General features: G+C 72.9%; 16 protein-coding genes. 7 read left to right on the top strand and 9 right to left on the bottom strand.

Features of this window, described 5'->3' with window-relative positions; all coding sequences use genetic code 11:
* Window positions 1–124 precede the first annotated feature (124 nt).
* On the top strand, window positions 125–1,441 hold the full coding sequence (locus tag EIW28_RS00805; RefSeq protein ID WP_125245829.1) for an extracellular catalytic domain type 1 short-chain-length polyhydroxyalkanoate depolymerase: 1,317 nt from the start codon (window positions 125–127) through the stop codon (window positions 1,439–1,441).
* A 65-nt stretch (window positions 1,442–1,506) separates the two neighbouring features.
* On the opposite strand, the gene EIW28_RS00800 is transcribed toward EIW28_RS00805, so the two are convergent.
* Both EIW28_RS00800 and EIW28_RS00795 read right to left on the bottom strand, forming a co-directional pair.
* Complete coding sequence (locus EIW28_RS00800; protein ID WP_125245828.1) at window positions 1,507–2,142, bottom strand: CG0192-related protein; 636 nt, start codon at window positions 2,140–2,142, stop codon at window positions 1,507–1,509.
* 58 nt (window positions 2,143–2,200) lie between these two features.
* Entirely contained in the window at window positions 2,201–2,812 is a 612-nt protein-coding gene (locus tag EIW28_RS00795; protein WP_125245827.1) for a helix-turn-helix domain-containing protein, read from the bottom strand.
* A gap of 91 nt (window positions 2,813–2,903) precedes the next feature.
* On the opposite strand from EIW28_RS00795, the gene EIW28_RS00790 reads away from it, so the two are divergent.
* Entirely contained in the window at window positions 2,904–3,521 is a 618-nt protein-coding gene (locus EIW28_RS00790) for a class I SAM-dependent methyltransferase (RefSeq protein ID WP_125245826.1), read from the top strand.
* A 43-nt stretch (window positions 3,522–3,564) separates the two neighbouring features.
* Window positions 3,565–5,100, top strand: coding sequence for an MFS transporter (locus tag EIW28_RS00785; protein ID WP_197716999.1), 1,536 nt, complete (start codon window positions 3,565–3,567; stop codon window positions 5,098–5,100).
* Window positions 5,101–5,150: 50 nt separating this feature from the next.
* Here the strand turns inward: EIW28_RS00785 and EIW28_RS00780 are convergent, their stop codons facing one another.
* Window positions 5,151–8,540, bottom strand: coding sequence for an AfsR/SARP family transcriptional regulator (locus EIW28_RS00780; RefSeq protein WP_158630237.1), 3,390 nt, complete (start codon window positions 8,538–8,540; stop codon window positions 5,151–5,153).
* Between the two features lie 229 nt (window positions 8,541–8,769).
* Window positions 8,770–9,171, bottom strand: coding sequence for a hypothetical protein (locus tag EIW28_RS00775; protein ID WP_125245824.1), 402 nt, complete (start codon window positions 9,169–9,171; stop codon window positions 8,770–8,772).
* A gap of 162 nt (window positions 9,172–9,333) precedes the next feature.
* Here EIW28_RS00775 and EIW28_RS00770 point away from each other — a divergent pair, with 162 nt between their 5' ends.
* Window positions 9,334–10,167, top strand: a complete 834-nt coding sequence (locus EIW28_RS00770; protein ID WP_232013755.1) for an alpha/beta fold hydrolase — start codon at window positions 9,334–9,336, stop codon at window positions 10,165–10,167.
* Between the two features lie 21 nt (window positions 10,168–10,188).
* Here the strand turns inward: EIW28_RS00770 and EIW28_RS00765 are convergent, their stop codons facing one another.
* From EIW28_RS00765 to EIW28_RS00750, 4 genes are all read right to left on the bottom strand, one after another.
* Entirely contained in the window at window positions 10,189–10,656 is a 468-nt protein-coding gene (locus EIW28_RS00765) for a GNAT family N-acetyltransferase (RefSeq protein ID WP_125245823.1), read from the bottom strand.
* 154 nt (window positions 10,657–10,810) lie between these two features.
* The gene (locus EIW28_RS00760; protein ID WP_187350551.1) at window positions 10,811–12,415 is read right to left on the bottom strand and encodes a cellulase family glycosylhydrolase; all 1,605 of its coding nucleotides are present in this window, start codon (window positions 12,413–12,415) and stop codon (window positions 10,811–10,813) included.
* Window positions 12,416–12,623: 208 nt separating this feature from the next.
* Window positions 12,624–13,265: a dihydrofolate reductase family protein gene (locus EIW28_RS00755; RefSeq protein WP_125245822.1), complete on the bottom strand. Its 642-nt coding sequence runs from the start codon at window positions 13,263–13,265 to the stop codon at window positions 12,624–12,626.
* Window positions 13,266–13,422: 157 nt separating this feature from the next.
* Complete coding sequence (locus tag EIW28_RS00750; protein WP_125245821.1) at window positions 13,423–13,836, bottom strand: Rid family hydrolase; 414 nt, start codon at window positions 13,834–13,836, stop codon at window positions 13,423–13,425.
* Between the two features lie 91 nt (window positions 13,837–13,927).
* On the opposite strand from EIW28_RS00750, the gene EIW28_RS00745 reads away from it, so the two are divergent.
* The 3 genes from EIW28_RS00745 (at window position 13,928) to EIW28_RS00735 (ending at window position 16,858) form a co-directional block, all read left to right on the top strand.
* Window positions 13,928–14,422, top strand: coding sequence for a MarR family winged helix-turn-helix transcriptional regulator (locus EIW28_RS00745; protein WP_125245820.1), 495 nt, complete (start codon window positions 13,928–13,930; stop codon window positions 14,420–14,422).
* Window positions 14,423–14,517: 95 nt separating this feature from the next.
* Window positions 14,518–15,507, top strand: a complete 990-nt coding sequence (locus tag EIW28_RS00740) for a phosphotransferase family protein (protein WP_125245819.1) — start codon at window positions 14,518–14,520, stop codon at window positions 15,505–15,507.
* A 4-nt stretch (window positions 15,508–15,511) separates the two neighbouring features.
* Window positions 15,512–16,858, top strand: coding sequence for an MATE family efflux transporter (locus EIW28_RS00735; RefSeq protein WP_125245818.1), 1,347 nt, complete (start codon window positions 15,512–15,514; stop codon window positions 16,856–16,858).
* A gap of 14 nt (window positions 16,859–16,872) precedes the next feature.
* On the opposite strand, the gene EIW28_RS00730 is transcribed toward EIW28_RS00735, so the two are convergent.
* The gene (locus EIW28_RS00730) at window positions 16,873–17,355 is read right to left on the bottom strand and encodes a S1 RNA-binding domain-containing protein (protein ID WP_125245817.1); all 483 of its coding nucleotides are present in this window, start codon (window positions 17,353–17,355) and stop codon (window positions 16,873–16,875) included.
* Window positions 17,356–17,469 lie beyond the last annotated feature (114 nt).

Below are 17,469 nucleotides of genomic sequence, written 5' to 3'. Positions count from 1 at the left end.
AACAGAAGGAGCGCTCCGTACTGTACGAGGCAGAATTCCGGGAATCTATATCTCTCGATGTGTTGGGTCCGCCCCAGCGCCGGACTCGCGCATCGCCAAGCCGTTCGAGGAAAGGCGCGAACCCTTGCCCACGCTCATCCCATGGCGCCGCGGCGCGGCGGCGGTCGTCGTGATCGTCCTCGCGCTCGCCGCGGCGCTGGCGGTCTTCGCGGCCCCCAAGGCGGCCCACGCCGCCCAGCTCACGCAGATCACGAACTTCGGGAGCAATCCCGGCAACCTCCAGATGTACGTCTACCGGCCCGACAACGTCGCCGCGAACCCGGCGATCGTGGTCGCGAACCACTGGTGCGGCGGTTCCGCCGCCGACTTCTACAACGCCACGCAGTACCGGGCGCTCGCCGAGCAGTACGGCTACATCGTCGTCTACCCGTCGGTGACGCGCGAGAGCAAGTGCTTCGACGTCGCCTCCCAGGCGTCGCTCTCGGGCACCGGCGGCGACTCGGTCAGCATCAAGTCCATGGTCGAGTACGTCATCGCGAACTACGGGGCCGACCGGAACCGGGTCTTCGCTACGGGCGTCTCCTCCGGCGCGATGATGACCAACGTCCTGCTCGGGGCCCACCCCGAGGTCTTCAGGGCCGGGTCGACCTACGCCGGCGTCCCGTTCACCTGCTTCGCCACCACCAACGGCTCGGAGTGGAACTCCGAATGCGCGCAAGGGCAGATCAACCGCACCCCGCAGCAGTGGGGCGACGCCGTGCGCAGCGCCAACCCCGGGTACGCGGGGCCCTGGCCGCGCATGCAGGTCTGGTTCGGCACCGAGGACGACGTGCTCCGCTATCCGAACTTCCAAGAGCAGATCGACCAGTGGACCAACGTCAACGGCACCGACCAGACCGCCGACTACACCGACACCCCGGAGCCGAACTGGACCCGCACCCGCTACGGCGGCACCGGCGGCCAGGCCCCGGTCGAGGCGATCAGCATGGCCGGCGTCGACCACGGCCTGCCGGTGCGCGAGATCGAGACCCTGCGCTTCTTCGGCCTGACCGGTCAGGGCGCCTCCGCGATCGTGGGCACCGCTTCGAACCGCTGCGTCGACATCCCGGCCGGCTCGACGGCGAACGGCACCCAGGCAGTGCTGTGGGACTGCAACGGCGGCGCGAACCAGTCCTTCACCCGCACCGCGTCCGGCGAGCTGCGCGTGGGCGGCAAGTGCCTCGAAGCGTACGGCTGGGGCACGGCCAACGGCACTCAGGCCGTGATCTGGGACTGCACGGGCAACGCGAACCAGCGCTGGAACGTCAACGCGAACGGCACCGTCACCAACGTCCACAACGGACTCTGCCTCGACGCGACGGGCGGCGCCACCGCCAACGGCACGCGGCTCATCCTCTGGGCCTGCAGCGGCACCGCCAACCAGCGGTGGAGCCTCCGCTAGCCGCACGGAGGCGGGCCCGGCGCAGTTGAGCGCCGGGCCCGCGTTCGCTGATGTTCGGTCCGGGCTCAGTCCCGGAGCGAGGCGGCGGCGAGGCGGACCGGTTCGGGTCGGCCGGGCCAGGTGCCGGTCAGGGCCGGTCCGGTGAGTTCGGGGCCCTTGTCGAGGTTGCGGACCACCGACAGCGTGACGGCGTCGGTGACGATCTCCGCGGGGTCGCCGTCCTCGACGCGTTCGATCCGGTGCACCTCGGGCGCGCTGCCGTTCGGCGAGGCGGTGCTGCCGATGCCCATGGGCAGCTCGCGCGGTTCGAGCCGGTCGCCGTCGACGAGGACGAGCTGTTCGGCCTGGCCGGTGTTCGCGATGATCGCGCCGGCGAGCGTCGCGGCGTAGACCGGGTCGCCCGCGGCGTCGTAGACCCAGCGCTCGCCGAGCACCGAGTGCTGGGTGGTGCCGACCAGCCACGCGTCCGCGCCCGCGAGTGGCGCGGCCCGGTAGGTGAGCGGCACCTGGTACACGGGCCCGCCGCCGGAGCGGACCAGCAGCGTCTCGACGCCGACCTCGCCGGCCGGGTCGTCGAAGCGGTACGCGGCGACCTGTTCGAGGTCGCCGGCCGGGCCGGCGTGCCAGGGGCGGCCGGGAAGCCAGGCGGCCAGCAGTTCGAGTTTGGTGGGGCTCACGGTGGCTCGGTAGATGAGTGCCATGTCCTGAGCATAGTTGCGGGGCCCGGACCCGCCGCTTCGGAACCCGTGCCGGCCATGCTCACCGGCGCGGGCCGTCGGCGCGGCCGCCCGGTTCGGACCGGGCGCGGATGTGGGCGCGTTCGCCCTGCCTGCCGATGAGGCTGAGGTACTCGACCGGTCCGGCGCCGGTCGCGCCGAACCAGTGCGGGGTGCGGGTGTCGAACTCCGCGGCCTCGCCGGGTCTGAGCCGGAGGTCGTGCTCGCCGAGCACGAGGCGCAGCGTGCCGTTGAGCACGTAGGCCCAGTCGAAGCCCTCGTGGGTCCGCAGCTGCGGCACCGCCGCGTCGTCCCCGGTCGGCAGGATGAACTTGTACGCCTGGATGCCGCCGGGCCTGCGGGTGAGCGGCAGGACCACCGCGCCGTTCTCGCACGCGACCGGCCGCAGGTTCACGCGCGGGTCGCCGGTCGGCGGCGCGTCCACGAGCTCGTCGAGCGTCACGCCGTGGACGCGCGCGAGCGGCAGCAACTGCTCCAGCGTCGGCCTGCGCAGCCCCGATTCGAGCCGGGACAGGGTGCTGGCGGAGATCCCCGTCTGCGCGGCGAGGTCGGCGAGCGTGATCTCCCGGCGGAGCCGCAGCCGCTTGAGGCGCGGGCCGACGGCGTCGAGCGTGCGGTCGAGGTTCGATTCCATCCCCCGATTTTGCCATTCGGCAACAACGTTTGCACTTCTGACCGCCGATCCGCCACGATCGACCGGCACGAAGCGAGCGAAGGGACCCGACATGCACGACGCGCCGAGGCACGAGTTCGACCAGGACTACTGGGACCGGCACTGGTCGCAGCGCCGCGGGCCGGGGGAGCGCGCACCGCATCCCCACCTCGCCCGCGAGACGGCCGGCCTCGCGCCGGGCACGGCGCTCGACGCCGGCTGCGGGACGGGGACCGAGGCCCTCTGGCTGGCCGCGCGCGGCTGGCGGGTGACCGGCGTCGACATCGCCGCCCGCGCCCTGCGCCTGGCCGCCGAGCGCGCCGCGGCCCTGCCGCACCCCGGCAGCGTGGAGTGGGTCGAGGCGGACCTGACGACCTGGGAACCGGGACGCCGGTTCGACCTCGTCACCACGGCCTACGCGCACCCTGCGATGCCGCACCGCGACTTCTACCGCCGCCTCGCCGACTGGGTCGCCCCCGGCGGCACGCTCCTCATCGTGGGCCACCTCCACACCGATACGGCCCGCGCCGACCATCCGGCGCCGGCCCTCGTGACCCTCGCGGACCTCACCGCGAGCGTCGCACCCCTGCGCATCGAGACCGCCGAGGAGCACACGCGCACCGTCGACGGCCCCGGCGGCCACCGCCATGTCCTGCGCGACGCCGTCGTCCGCGCCGCACGCCCCCGCTGACCCCATTTGAGTCCACCGAACCTCAACGCCCCGAAAGGAAACCATGACCACGATCCCCACCGCGCCGACCGACGCGGTCATCCACGACCCGCGCCGCCGCCGCGCCGTCCTCACCGGCGTCTGCCTGGCGCTCATGGCGGTCATCGCCTCGGTGTCCGGCCTGAACGTCGCCCAGCCGCAGCTCGCCGTCGCCTTCCACGCCTCGCAGGGCGAGATCCTGTGGATGATCAACCTCTACACCGTCACCCTGGCCGCGCTCCTGCTCCCGCTCGGCGCGGCCGGCGACCGCTGGGGCCGCAAGCCGGTCCTGTTCGCGGGCCTGGCCGTCTTCGGCGCCGCGAGCGCCGCGGCGGGCCTGGCGCCCACCACCGAGGTCATGCTCGCCGCGCGGTTCCTCTCCGGCGTCGGCGCGGCGATGATCATGCCCGTCACCCTCTCCGTCATCACCGCGACCTTCCCGGAGGCGGAGCGCGCCAAGGGCATCGGGGTGTGGACCGCCGTCGCGGGCGGCGGCGGCATCCTCGGGATGTACGTCTCGGCCGTCCTCACCGACGTTGCGGACTGGCGCTGGCTCTTCGTGCTGCCGGTCGGCCTCGTCGTCGCCGCCGCCGCGGTGGCGCTCCGGGCCGTCCCGAACTCCCGGGAGGCGGCGGCCCACCGGTTCGACCTGGTCGGCTCGCTGGCGTCCGTGATCGCGGTCGTCGGCTTCATCCTCGTCCTCCACGAAGGGCCGGAACGGGGTTGGACCGACCCGGCGACGCTGGTGTGCCTCCTGGCCGGCGTCCTCGGCGCGATCGGGTTCGCCGCGTGGGAGCTGCGTCATCCGGCCCCGCTGCTCGACGTGCGGCTGTTCGGGAGGCGCGGCCTCGCCGCGGGTTCGGTGGTGCTCCTCGTCGTGTTCGGTGTGCAGGCCGGGATCTTCGTGGTCCTCTTCCCGTACTTCCAGACCGTGCTCGGCTGGTCAGGGCTGGTCTCCACGCTCGCGTTCATGCCGATGGCGGTCGTGATGATGGCCGCCTCGGGCCTCGCGCCGCGACTCGCCGCGCGCATCGGCGCCCGCTCGACCATGGCCGCCGGCATCGCCCTGGGCGCCTCGGGACTCGCGCTCCTGGCGCTCCTCGTCTCCGTCGAAGGCGGCTACCCGGCGGTCCTGCCGGGCATGGCGGTCATGGGGCTCGGCATGGGCCTGTCGATGACGCCGTCCACTGAGGCCATCACCTCGTCGCTCCCGCGCGAGCGGCAGGGCGTCGCGTCCGCGCTCAACGACGTCACCAGAGAACTCGGTTCGGCCCTCGGCATCGCGCTGCTCGGCGCCGTCCTCACCGCCGGGTACGGCCGGGCGATCGAAGCGCGCCTCGCGGACGTCCCGGCCGCCGCCGCCGAGGACGCGCGCAGGGGCGTCGCCGGGGCGCTCGCGAACGCCGACGGCACGCCCGAGTCCGCGGCGCTGGTCCAGGCCGCCCAGGAGTCCTTCGTCCACGGCTGGCGCCAGGCGATGTGGACCGGCGTGGTCGTGATGGCGCTCCTGCTGGCGTACGTCGTCCTGCGGGGCCCGCGGCGCGCCCCGGCCGCGGACTAGGCCGAACGGAGCCGAGGCCGGCGCCCGCGCGCCGGCCTCATCGAGCTGCGTCACCGGAGGTCGTCTTGGAGCACCGCCGCCAGGCGCGCGGCGTCCTCGTCGTCGCGGTCCCCGGCCGTCAGGGCCAGCGCCGCGGCTCCCCGGTAGGCGGCCCGGCCCGGAGCGGGGTCGTCGATGAGGGCGACGATCGGGCGGACCGCGGCGTCCGGGGACTGCCCCAGGAGCCGCCCGAGCACTGCCGCTGCGATCGCCATGGCCTTGCCGACGTCCCCGGCGAAGCTGGTGCGGACCAGCCGGGTCGGTCCCCAGGTCACGTAGGCCAGGTTCGGGTCGTCGGCGGTGGCGAGGATGCCGAGCAGCTCGTTGGCGCGCCGCTGCTGCGCGTTGGAGCGCTTGAACGTGAACCCCTCGGTCATCTCGAGGTCGTCGAAGTCGATCGCGTCCGCGGGCGCGCCGGGCACCGCGGTGTTCACCACGACCGGCCTCCCGGACGCCCGAAGGAGCGGCGCGAGGCCGGTCACCAGGAGGTACTTCCCGAGGAAGAACAGCGCCCACGACGCTTCGCGGCCCTCGGCGGTGACGGTCCGCCGCTGCCTGACGAAGGACGCGGCGAGCACCAGGGCGTCGATGCGCTCGTGGTTCGCCAGCAGGTGCTCGACCACCCGGCGGTTGTCGGCCAGCAAGGACAGGTCCGCCGCGATGAACTCCGCCCGCGCGGCCGCCTCGCCCGCCGCAGCGGTCAGGGCCTCGAACTTGGCGCGGCTCCTGCCGATCACCACGACGCGGTCGCCGGCCGCCAGGTAGTGGCGCGCCAGCGCGGCGCCCATCCCGTCGGTGCCTCCCGTGATCACGATCGTTCGCATCCCGCACTCGCTGGCGGCCAGCGAGGTGTAGTCGAGCTCCAGGCACAGGCGCAGCGCCTCCTCGCAGCACCGGCGCGCGTCCTCGTGCTCGCCGAGCTGGGCGTGGTACCACCCGATCGAGTTCAGGGCCCGCGCCTCGCCGAACCGGTCCTGCGCCTTCCGGTAGAGCGCCAGGGCCTGGTGCGAGTGCGCGAGCGCCCCGACGGCGTCGCCGCTGCGCTGCGCGAGATGGCTGAGGTTGCGGTGCGCGGCCGCTTCGCCCGCCAGGTCGCCGGCCTGCGCCGACAGGTCCAGTGCGCGGGTCAGGTGCGAGCGGCTGTCGTCCAGGCGCCCGAGCCTGGTGCCGCACCACGCCAGGACGCGGTGCGCGTGGGCCTGCGCGGCCGCGTCCCCCGTCCGCTGCGCCGCGGACAGGGCCAGGTGCTGCACGTCGGTCAGTTCGAACACCCTGCCCCGCAAGGAGAGGAAGTGGTGAAGCGACCACGCCAGCTGCCAGACCTGGGCGTCGAAGACGCCGCGGGCGTGGAGCGCGACCGCGGCGATGGAGGCGTACTCGGCCTCGAACCAGTCCATCGCGGCCGCCCGGTCGGCGAGCGGCTCGGGAGCGACCCCCGGGGCCGGAGCGGGCAGCGACACCGCGACGTCGGGGGTGCCGGGGTAGACGAGGCGGTCGGCGGCGTGCGCGGTGTGGACGTAGTGGCTGAGGAGTCGGAACGCGGCCGCGTTCCGCTTCTCGCGCGAGTCGACGGTCGCGGAGAGCTCGATCGCGTAGGCGCGCAACAGGTCGTGAAGCGCGTAGCGGCCGGGGGCGGTCTCCGAGACCAGGTGCGCGCGGGCCAGTTCGGCGAGGAGTCGCCGGGCCCGTCCCGGAGCGAGCGCTGCCAGGCTCGCTACGGCGGCCGCCGAGATGTCGGGTCCGTGGTGCAGGCCCAGCAGCCTGAACAGCCGGGCCGCCTCCTCGCCGAGGCTCCGGTATGACCAGGAGAAGACCGCCCGCACGTCGGCGGTCGGATCGTCGCCGGCCAGCGAGTCGAGGCTGGTGTGCGTGTCCTGGAGTGCGGCGGCCAGGGCGAACAGCGGCCGATCGGTGCCGGTGGCCGCCTTCGTGGTCGCGACGGCGAGCGCCAGCGGCAGGCGGGCGCAAGCGTCGACGATGGCCTGCACGGCGTCCGGCTCGGCGGCGGTGCGCGCGTCGCCGAGCCGGCGGGTGAGGAACTGCCGCGCCTCGTCGTCGGTGAGCGGGTGCAGCGGCACCGGGCGCGCGTGCTCGACCGCGATGAGGCTGGAGAGCCTGTCGCGGCTGGTGACCAGGACGAGACTGCCGCTCCCGGCCGGAAGCAGCGGCCGGACCTGGTCGGCCGCGAACGCGTTGTCCAGCAGCAGGAGGAGCCGCTTGTCGGCCACCGCGCTGCGGTACAGGCCGATCTGGGCCTCAGCGGTGGGAGGGATGCGCTCGGGCGGGACGCCGAGCGCGTCCAGGAACCCGCGAAGCGCCGCCTCCGGCGGCAGCGGCGGGCCGTCGGGGTCGAAGCCGCGCAGGTTGACGTACAACTGCCCGTCCGGGAAGTGATCGGTCACCTGGTGCGCCCAGTGCACCGCCAGCGCCGTCTTCCCCACGCCCGCCATTCCGGAGATCACCCCGACGACCACCGCGCCGGGAGGCCGATCGCCGCTGGAGGCGAGCAGCTCGTCCAATTCGGAGAGTCGGGCCTCGCGGCCGGTGAAACCGCCGACGCCCGCGGGCAGCTGCCGGGGCACCGGGTCCGAGGCGGGCGGCCGGGCCCGGACCGGCTGCGCCTCCTCGCGCCCGGTGCGCTGCGGCGCCGTCGCCTCCCATGCGGTGTCGCCGGACAGGATCTGCCGCTGGAGCCGCCGCACCGGCGCCGACGGCTGGATGCCGAGCTCGTCGTCGAGCAACCGGTGCAGGCGCCGGTACGCCGCGAGCGCTTCGGCGCGCCGTCCGCACCGGTGCAGGGCGAGCAGCAGCAGCTCCCACAGGCGCTCCCGAAGCGGATGCGCCTCGACGAGCGCATCCAGCTCCACCACGGCGACGGCATGGCGCCCGGCCGCCAGCTCCGCTGTCAGGCACAGCTCGATGGCTTCCAGCCGTTGGTCTTCGAGCGCGCGGGCGTGGTCGCGGACCGCCGCCAGGTCGATGTCGGCGAACGCCGGACCCCGCCAGAGCCCGACACCCGCTCGCAGGGCGTCCACCGCGTCGTCGAAGCGCCCCGCGTCCAGCGCCTCCCGCCCCGCCGCCGCCGAGCGCCCGAACCGCTCGGCGTCCAAGGCCCCCTCCGGCACCGCCAGCAGATAGCCCCCGGGACGGCTGACCAGGGCGTCAGAACCCCCCGCTCCCCGAAGCAGCCGACGCAACCGATACACGTACGCCTGCAACGTGGTCCTGCCCGCCGGAGGCGGGTCGCCCCGCCACAGCTGATCCATCAGCCAGTCGCGGCCGACCGTCCGGTTCGGACGGAGGAGCAGCAGCGCCAGCAGCTCGCGCTGCTTGGCGGCGTCGACCGGGACCACCCGGCCCTGGTCGGCAAGCTCCACCGGTCCGAGCACCCTGAACTCCACCACATCCTCCAGACGCGCCCAGCGCTCGCAAATGCCGCAATCCACTCCATCATGCCGCAAGCGCGCCACCTTCACAGTTCTCGCAGATGGCACCAAGGCGCCGCGCCGGCGGGCGACCGGACCGCCGCGACCCGGCGGAGGACAGACCCCGACCATCAAGGGAGTCATGGGGAACGCACACTGCGAGGGCCGGGTCCGAATCGGACCCGGCCCTCGCGAACGCCGGTGCCTAGCAGGCGCCGGCGCGGTAGGCGGCGGTGTAGTGCGCGTCGTCGCCGCGGAACGTCAGCGTGCCGCCGGAGCCGACGGTGTCGCTGCCGATGAAGTCGTTCGGGTCAGGCGAGTCGGAGTCCCACGCCTCCACAGTGGTGCCCGTGTCGACGGTCCGGTTGACCGCCGCGGTCGAGCCGTTGTCCATCGATCCCGGTGCGGACCAGGTGCCCGTGTTGGTCCGGAGGAACGGCTCGTCGCCGTCCGCGCCCCAGTCCTCCGATTCGTGGACGGTCAGCGAGGTGATGCAGGCCGAGGCCAGCGGCGAGACCTCGACGCCCTGCGCCGGAGCGGCGGCGACGAGCGCCAGCCCGGCGACGGCGACGAGCGCCCCGAGTCCCTTGACGAGGTGCGATTTCATGCTTCCTCCTGTGTCGGTGAACTTCTCGCCCCAGGCTGTCACCGGGCGCTGGCGCGGATCTGGCGTCGCGCTGGCGCAGGACGCGCCGACGAGCACCGGACTGCGCGGACGGAGGAGGCCGACGACGCGGCGCACTGGAAGCGAGGATCTAAGGTTGCGGCCATGCCAATGCACTACGTCGCGCACGGGCGCGGGACTCCCGTCCTCGCGATCCACGGCTGGACCCCCGACCACCGCCTCATGACCGGCTTCCTGGAGCCGTTCTTCGCCCGCCGCGCCGCCGCGCGCCCCGAGGCGCGCACCTACCGCCGCCTCTACCCGGACCTCCCCGGCATGGGGCAGACCGAGATCACCGAGAAGTACCGGGGCTCGGACGACATGCTCGAAGCCGTCCAGGGCTTCGTGGACCACATGATCGGCGACGCGCCGTTCATCGTCGTCGGCGAATCCTACGGCGGCTACCTCGCCCGCGCCGTCGCCTGCGCACGCCCCGAGCAGGTGCTCGGCCTCGGCCTGGTGTGCCCGATCGGCAAGGAGGCCCGCCACTCCAAGCGGACCCTCCCGCCGCACACCGTGATCGCCCCCGACCCCGACTTCATGGCCACCCTGCCGCCGGCGGACGCCGCCTCGTACGGCGACCTCGCGGTCGTGCAGTCCCCGGAGACGTACCGCCGCTTCCGCGAGGAGATCGCCCCCGGGCTGGCGCTGGCCGACGACGAGGGGCTGGTGCGGGTGGCGCGGCGGTACGAGCTGAGCACCGCGCCCGAGTCAGGAGCGCCGTTCGAGCGGCCCGCGCTGATCGTCACCGGTCGACAGGACGACAACACCGGCTACGCCGATGTCTATGCGCTGCTCGAGCATTACCCGCGCGCGACCTTCGCCGTCCTCGACCGGGCCGGCCACAACCTCCAACTCGAGCAGCCGGTCCTGCTCGACGCCTTCCTGGACGAGTGGCTCGACCGCGTCGAGGAGCACGCGGAACGGGCCGACCGCTGAGGTTCGGGCCCGGGGGCCGGTTCAGGCCGCCGGCTTGGCGAGGTGGACCAGCTCGACGCCCGGGCGGCCCGCGGTCCGGTGGGTCTCGCGGTAGCCGAGGCGCTGGTAGAGGCGCAGGTTCGGTTCGCTCTTCGCGCCGGTGAACAGCGCGAACGCCTCGGTGCCCGGGGCCGCGAGCGCTTCGAGGGCGGCGATGATCCGGGAGCCGAGGCCGCGGCCCTGCATGTCGGGGGCGACGGCGATGCGTCCCAAGTGGAGCGTGCGGCCGTCCTGGCGGGCCCTGCCGGTGGCGACGATGCGCCGGTCCGCGACGGCCTTGAGCACGTGCTCGTCCTCGATGGCCCGGGCGACCTCCGCGAGCGTCTCCGTCAGGGGCGGCAGGAACGGGTCGCCGTACAGCTGGGCCTCGGAGACGTAGGCGCCGCGGGAGAGCGTGAGGATCTCCCCGGCGTCGGCCGGGCCGGCGGGGGAGAGGCGGGGGTCGGTCATGCCGGGAGCGTACGGGCGGCACGGCCCGGAGGACAACTCGAATCCCGCCAGGCTGGACCGGCCGCCGGTCCCGCGTGGGTCTCGCGTGCTTTCTGCGAAGGGCGGCACCGCGGTCCGGTGCCGCCCCTCCCCAGGTCTTCCTACGCCGCCGGGTCTACCGGAAGGTCCAGCGCTGGTTGGCGGCGCCGCTGCACGACCACAGGATGATCCGCGTGCCGTTCGCGGTGGCGGCGCCGCTGGCGTCGAGACAGAGTCCGTTGTGGACGTTCGTGATGGTGCCGTTCGCGTTCACGGTCCATTTCTGGTTGTTGCCGCCGTGGCAGTCCCAGATCGCGGCCCGGGTGCCGTTGGCGGTGCCCCAGCCCGCCGCTTCGAGGCACTTGCCGCTGACCCGCAGCTCGCCGGCGGCGGTGCGGGTGAACAGCTGGTTGGCGCCCTGGTTGCAGTCCCACAGCTGCGCCTGGGTCCCGTTGGCCGTGGAGGCGTTGGGGATGTCGAGGCAGCGGTTCGAGGCGGCGCCGGCGATCGCGGTCGAGCCGGAGGGCTGGCCGCCGCCGAGGCCGGTCAAGATGGCGTCGATGATGCCCTGCTGGGTCACGGTGTTGTTGGACCGGTTGAACAGCCCGAACCCGTACTGGCCGTTCCAGCCGTTGTCCCAGTAGACCGGGACCGCGCCGTACTTCTTGGCCGTGGCGGCCATGAGGCGCGCGAAGTCCTGTCGGGACTGGGTGTTGACCGGGTCGTGCGAGGACTTGTCGATCGCGCCGTACTCGCCGACGACGACCGGGTACCCCTTCGAGACGAACGCGTCGTAGGTCTTCTTCAGCTGCGCGTCCAGGTGGTCCTCCTGGCCCCAGGTGGAGGTCCTGGAGGCGTCGGCGGCGTTCGGGCCCCACTGGGTGATGGTCCCGTTCTCGGTGCCGGCGAAGTCCCACGGGTCGTAGTAGTGGACCGAGATCATGATGCGGCGCTCGCTGCTGGGGACGGTGGGGGAGCGGTGGTTGTCGGTCGGGATCGCGAACCCGTAGTTTCCGGTGGTGTAGTCGATGTTGGTGTTCCAACCGGGGACGAGCAGCCACCGCGAGGTGTTGTTCCCGCCGGTCTGACGCACGGTGTCGACGAAGATCTGGTTGTAGGCGTTGATGTTCGAGTAGCAGGGCTGCGTGGGGGCGCCGTACTGCCCGTCGAACTCCTCGTTCATGGACTCGAAGATCAGGTGCTGGTCGTAGTCGCGGAACCGGGTGGCGATCTGCTGCCAGGCCTTCTGGTACTTGGTCTTGATCGTCGTCTGGTCGGCGGCGTCGCAGATGAGCCAGGAGCCGTTGGTGCTCTTGAAGCCGTCGCCGTGCATGTTGATCACGACGTACATGCCGCGGTCGTAGGCGTAGTCGACGACCTGCTGGACGCGGTTCAGCCAGGCGGTGTTGATCGTGTAGTCGGGCCCGGAGCCGATGTAGTTCAGATAGGACACCGGGATGCGGATGGTGTCGAATCCGGCCGCCTGGACGCGGTCGATCAGCGCCTGGGTCACGGTCGGGTTGTTCCACGCGGTCTCACTGGGGATGCCGTTCGCATTGGCCTCCAGGCTGTTCCCCAGGTTCCATCCCGCGCCCATGTCGGCGGTGATCTGCGAGGCGTTGAGCTGTGTCATCGTGTCGGCCGACGCCTGCGGCGTCCAGCTCGTCACCGACACGCCGACCGCCACCGCCAAGAACACGGCCGCGAGCGCGGCCCTGAACCTTCCCTTTGCTGCGCCCACGAGCGCTACCTCATTTCGAATATACCTGTCGCCGTTGACGTTCGGAGGCCCGTCCGGGTTGCCGGCGCGTGTGCGCCGGGCCGAGGCGGCCTCTCCCGATGAGACGTTTGTTGGATCGTGCAATGAAACTATGATCCATCTGCATATTCGAAAATGTCAATGGAATCGTCAGATCTTTCGCGGCGGGGCGGCCGGCCGAGCGCGGGCCTCAGCGCGAGAACGTCACGTGGATCGTGCCGCTCGGGGCCACCTCGCTGCGGACCTCGTACCCCTGCTCGAACTCGCGCAGGTCCGCCCACAGGTTCTGTCCGCGCCCGAGGAGGATCGGCGCGATCGCCACGTGCAGGCGGTCCACCAGGCCCGCCGCCAGTGCCGCCCGCGCCGTCGTCACGCCGCCGCCCACGCGCACGTCCAGGTCCCCGGCCGCCTTCCGCGCCGCCGCGACGGCGTCCTCGAGCGAGGACTGCACGAAGTGGAACACCGTGCCGCCCTCCATCTCCAGCGACGGCCGCTCCTCGTGGGTGAGCACGAACACCGGCACGCCGAACGGCGGGTTCGGGCCCCACCAGCCCTGCCACTCCGGGTCGTTCGGGTGCTCGTGCAGCCCGAACATGCCCGCGCCCATCACCTCGGCCCCGATGCCCTCGAAGTAGGCGGCGGCGTACTCGTCGTCGAGGCCGGTCGTGCCCTTGCCGGGCTGGCCGAGCACCCGCTCGCGGAAGGTCCGGGTCCCGGCGTACGCCGCCGTGAGCCGCCCCCAGTCCCTGCCGAAGGGGTCCTCCGGCGTCTGGTCGGTGGTCGAGGCGTACCCGTCCAGCGAGATGTTCAGATCCACACGTACTCGACCCATGGGTCGCTCCTTCGATGTCAGGGCCCCGGTCGCGGGGCGCGGGCTCATGATCATGACGAGACGGCGGCCGCCGATTCAGCGGTCCGAACCGAACAGTTGTTCGGCTTCGCGGAAGCTCTGACCGGCGGCCGTCGCGCGGACTGGACCACGCTAACCGCTAGTCGCGGACGATCGCGGTCACGCGGATCTCGACGCGCATGGCCGGGGCGCCGAGGGCGGCGACGCCGAGCTGGGTCCAGATCGGGGCGCGGCCGTTCATGCGCTTGCGGAACTGCTCGGTCATGACCTCGGTGGGCCGGGCGCCGATGTAGGCGGGGTCGTCGGGCAGGTGGTAGGAGTTCACGTGGACCACGTCGGCCCAGGTGGCCCCGGCGTCGGCCAGCACGCGCTCGACGTTGTCGAAGGCGCGCACGATCTCCTCCTCCAGGTCCTCGGGGAACTCGAGGTCGTCGTTCCAGCCGCCCTGGCCGGAGATCTCGACGCGGTCGCCGATGCGCACGGCCTGGCTGTATCCGAGCGCGTGGAGCTTCTCGCCGGCTCCGGCGGTGATGAAGAACTGGGGCTCGTCCATGGCGTTTCCTTCCGATTGACTTCACGCTTGAAGTGAACCTAGCACATTCACTTCAAGCGTGAAGTCAATGGGGGCTCGGTAGACTGCCGCCATGCCCACGACTGCGGACGCCGAGGGCCGCGACGCCGGCCCGGTGCGGTGGCTCGACCCCGCCGAGAAGGAGGCCTGGACCGGCCTCGTCTCCCTGGTCTACCTCCTGCCCGAGCGGCTCGAGGCGCCGCTCCAGCGCGAGTGCGGGATGAGCCTGTTCGAGTACCTGGTCCTCAGCCACGTCTCCGAGGCCCCGGACCGCCGCCTGCGCATGAGCGAGCTCGCGTTCCTCGCGAACGGGTCGCTCTCGCGGCTCTCCAACGTGGCCAAGCGGTTCGAACAGCGCGGCTGGCTGGAGCGGTTCCCCGACCCCGCCGACGGCCGGTACACCCTCGCGGCGCTCACCGACGCCGGGTTCGCGGCCGTGGTCGCCGCCGCGCCCGTGCACGTGCGCGCCGTGCGCGAGGCCGCCCTCGACCGCCTCGACGCCGACGACCACGCCGCCCTCGCCCGCATCGCGGAGAAGCTCCGCGTCCGCCCGGTCGACCTCGCCTAGACCGGCGGCGTCCGTGCTCACGGCCCGGCCCCGGCCCGGCCGCCGTGAGCCCCGGCGCCCGAAACCCCCGCCCCCGCAAGCGAAGGAATCTCCAGATGGAGAGCATCACCAAGAACCGCCAGACCCCCGAGACCCTCCGCGCGATGATCGCCAAGGCGTTCGGGCCGGCCCAGGTCCCCGCCGGCGGCGATTTCGCCGCCGAGCTCGGGCACGGCTGGTTCAACGTCGCCTACCGCCTCCGCCTCGCCGACGGCCGGCAGGTCGTCCTCAAGATCGCGCCGCCGCCGGACGTCGAGGTCATGACCTACGAACGCGACGCGATGGACACCGAGCTGGCCGCGCTCGCCCTCATCCGCGAGCACACCGGCGTCCCCGTCCCCGACATCCTCTTCGCCGACGCCGACCGCGGACTCTGCGGCGCGCCCTACTTCTTCATGCCCTACATCGACGCCGACAACCTCGGCATCGTCAAGGAGACGCTCTCGGCAGCCGAGATCGCAGCGTACTGGGAGCAGCTCGGGGCGCTCAACGCCGAACTCAGCACCATCACCGGCCCCGGCTTCGGGCCGCTCCTCGACCCCCGGTTCCCGACCTGGCGGGCCGCGTTCACGGCCATGGCCGCCGACGTCCTCGCCGACGGCGAACGCCGCGGCGTCGACCTCGGCTTCGACTACGACACGGTCCGCGCCGTCCTCTCCGAGCACGAAGGCAGCCTCGACGAGGTCGCCGAACCGCGATTCGTCGAATGGGACCTGTGGCCCAGCAACGCGATGGCCGAGGCCGGGCGCATCGTCTGCGTCATCGACCACGAGCGCGCCTTCTGGGGCGACCCGCTCATGAGGGCCGGGTTCTGCGGCGGCGACCCGCCCGCCCTCGGCGACCCCGCGGCCTTCGCGCGCGGCTGGGGCCGCGGCCCCCTCACCCCCACCGAACGCGTGCGCCGCCGCCTCTACAACCTCTACCTGCTGCTCATCATGGTCATCGAGACCGACTACCGCGGCCACACCGAACCCACCCAGTACGACTGGGCCCGAGCGCGACTGGCCGACCTCATGGCCCTCTTCGGACCCCGTCCCCGAGCCTGACCCCATGCCCGCCAAGGCCCTCGAAGGCGTCGACGCGCTCGCCACCGCGCCCGTGGGCCGCCTGCTCTGGCGCGGCACCGCGCAGGCGACCATGTCCGTCGGCGTCTACGGGATCTACGCGCTCACCAACGCCGCGTTCGTCGCCCACGGCGTGGGGCCGACCGCGATGGGCGCGGTCAACCTCGTCGCCCCGGTCCTGCTCGTGCTCGGCGCCCTCGCCACCACGGTCGGCGCCGGCGGGGCCTCCCTGGTCTCCCGGGCCCTCGGCGCCGGCGACACCACCGCGGCCGCCCGCGCCGCCGGCAGCGCCTTCCTCGTCTTCTGGACCGGCGCCGCGGCCATCGCCGCGGCGGGACTGGCCTGCCTCGAACCGCTGCTGACCGTCCTCGGGGCCGAAGGCGAGCTGCGCGGCTACGCGCGCGAATACGCCGTCGTCATCCTCGCCTCCACCGTCGTGGGCACCGGCTTCTCCAGCCTGGTGCGCGCCGAAGGCCGCCTGCGGTACGCCACGATGCTGTGGGTCGCACCGGTGCTCGTCCAGATCACGCTCGACCCGATCCTCATCTCCGGCTTCGACCTGGGCGTGCGGGGCGCGGCCCTCGGCACGGTCGGCGGCCAGGCCGTCTCCGCCGCGATGAGCCTGTGGTTCTTCTTCGCCCGACGCGACCGCCCCTACCGCATCCGGGCCGTCCACTTGCGACCGCACGGCCCCTCCCTCCGCGCCCTGCTCGCCCTCGGATCGCCCTCGATGCTCGCCGGCCTCGGCGCCACGGCGCTGGCGCTCCTGGTCAACAACCTCCTGGCCGGCCTCGGCGCCGCCGCGGCCGTCACCGCCTACGCCGCCGCCGCCCGGGTCCAGACCTTCGCCACCATGCCCCAGCAGGGCATCAGCATGGGCATGCAGCCCATCGTCGGCTTCAACACCGGCCGCGGCCGCCCCGACCGCGTCCGCCGCGCCCGCACCCTCGCCCTGCGCACCACCCTCGCCTACAGCGCCGCCGCGGCCGCCCTCACCGCGGCCCTCGCCGGCCCGATCACCACCGCCCTCCTCGGCGGCCCCGACCCGCAGGCCGCGACCGCGCTGCGGCTCATCGCGATCGGCATCGCCGCCTCCGGCGTCCCGCTCCTGGTCTCGGCGTACTTCCAGGCCGTCGGCGCGCCCCTGCCGTCCTACGTGATCTCCATCGGCACCCTGATCGCCCTCAAGATCCCCGCCGTCCTCGCCCTCAGTCCGCTCGGCCCGGCGGGCGTCTGGACCGGCCTCGCCCTCGGCGACCTCGCCGCCGCAGCGACGGCACTCGCACTCCTGAAGCGCCGCAAAGCGACCCGCGGTATGCCGGACGCGCCCTGACCGCGCCGCGAGGTTCAGCCCGGCGGCAGCGCCAGCAGGATCCGCCGCCGCGCCGGGTCCACCTCGACGAGGACCACCGACAGGACGTCGCCGACCTCGAATGCGGCGCCGGGCACCAGCCCTTCGAAGCCGTCGGGCCGATCCTCGACCCGGACGAACACGCCGATCGGCGCCGCTCTCGTCACGGGGCCGGTGACGACCTCGCCGACCCGGGTCACGAGTGCCGCCATCGGATCCGGTTGCAGCGCTTTCAAGGAGAGCGTCACGCGCTGCCGCCGCTCATCGACGTCGAGGATCAGGGCGGTGACCTCCCGGCCGACGGCCACGACCTCCGACGGGTGCCTGACCCGCCTCCAGGAGAGCTCGGGGATGTTGATCATCGCAGTGACACCGCCGACGTCCACGAACGTCACGCCGAAACTCGCGATCGCGACCACCCTCCCGGTGCAGATCTGCCCGCTGCGGAGGTGATTCAAGGAGTGCTCGGATGCCGCCATCCATCACGACTGTACGGACCCGGCCGGCGAGGTCGGATCGGCGATCCGGCGGGCGGTCGTCCGGCGCCCGGTTCGGCGTCGCCGCTCCGATCTGACCGCGGTCGAATCCCCGCC

The sequence above is a fragment of the Glycomyces terrestris genome (assembly GCF_003933745.1).
GTDB lineage: Bacteria > Actinomycetota > Actinomycetes > Mycobacteriales > Micromonosporaceae > Glycomyces > Glycomyces terrestris.
This window is presented reverse-complemented; position numbering and strand designations above follow the sequence as displayed.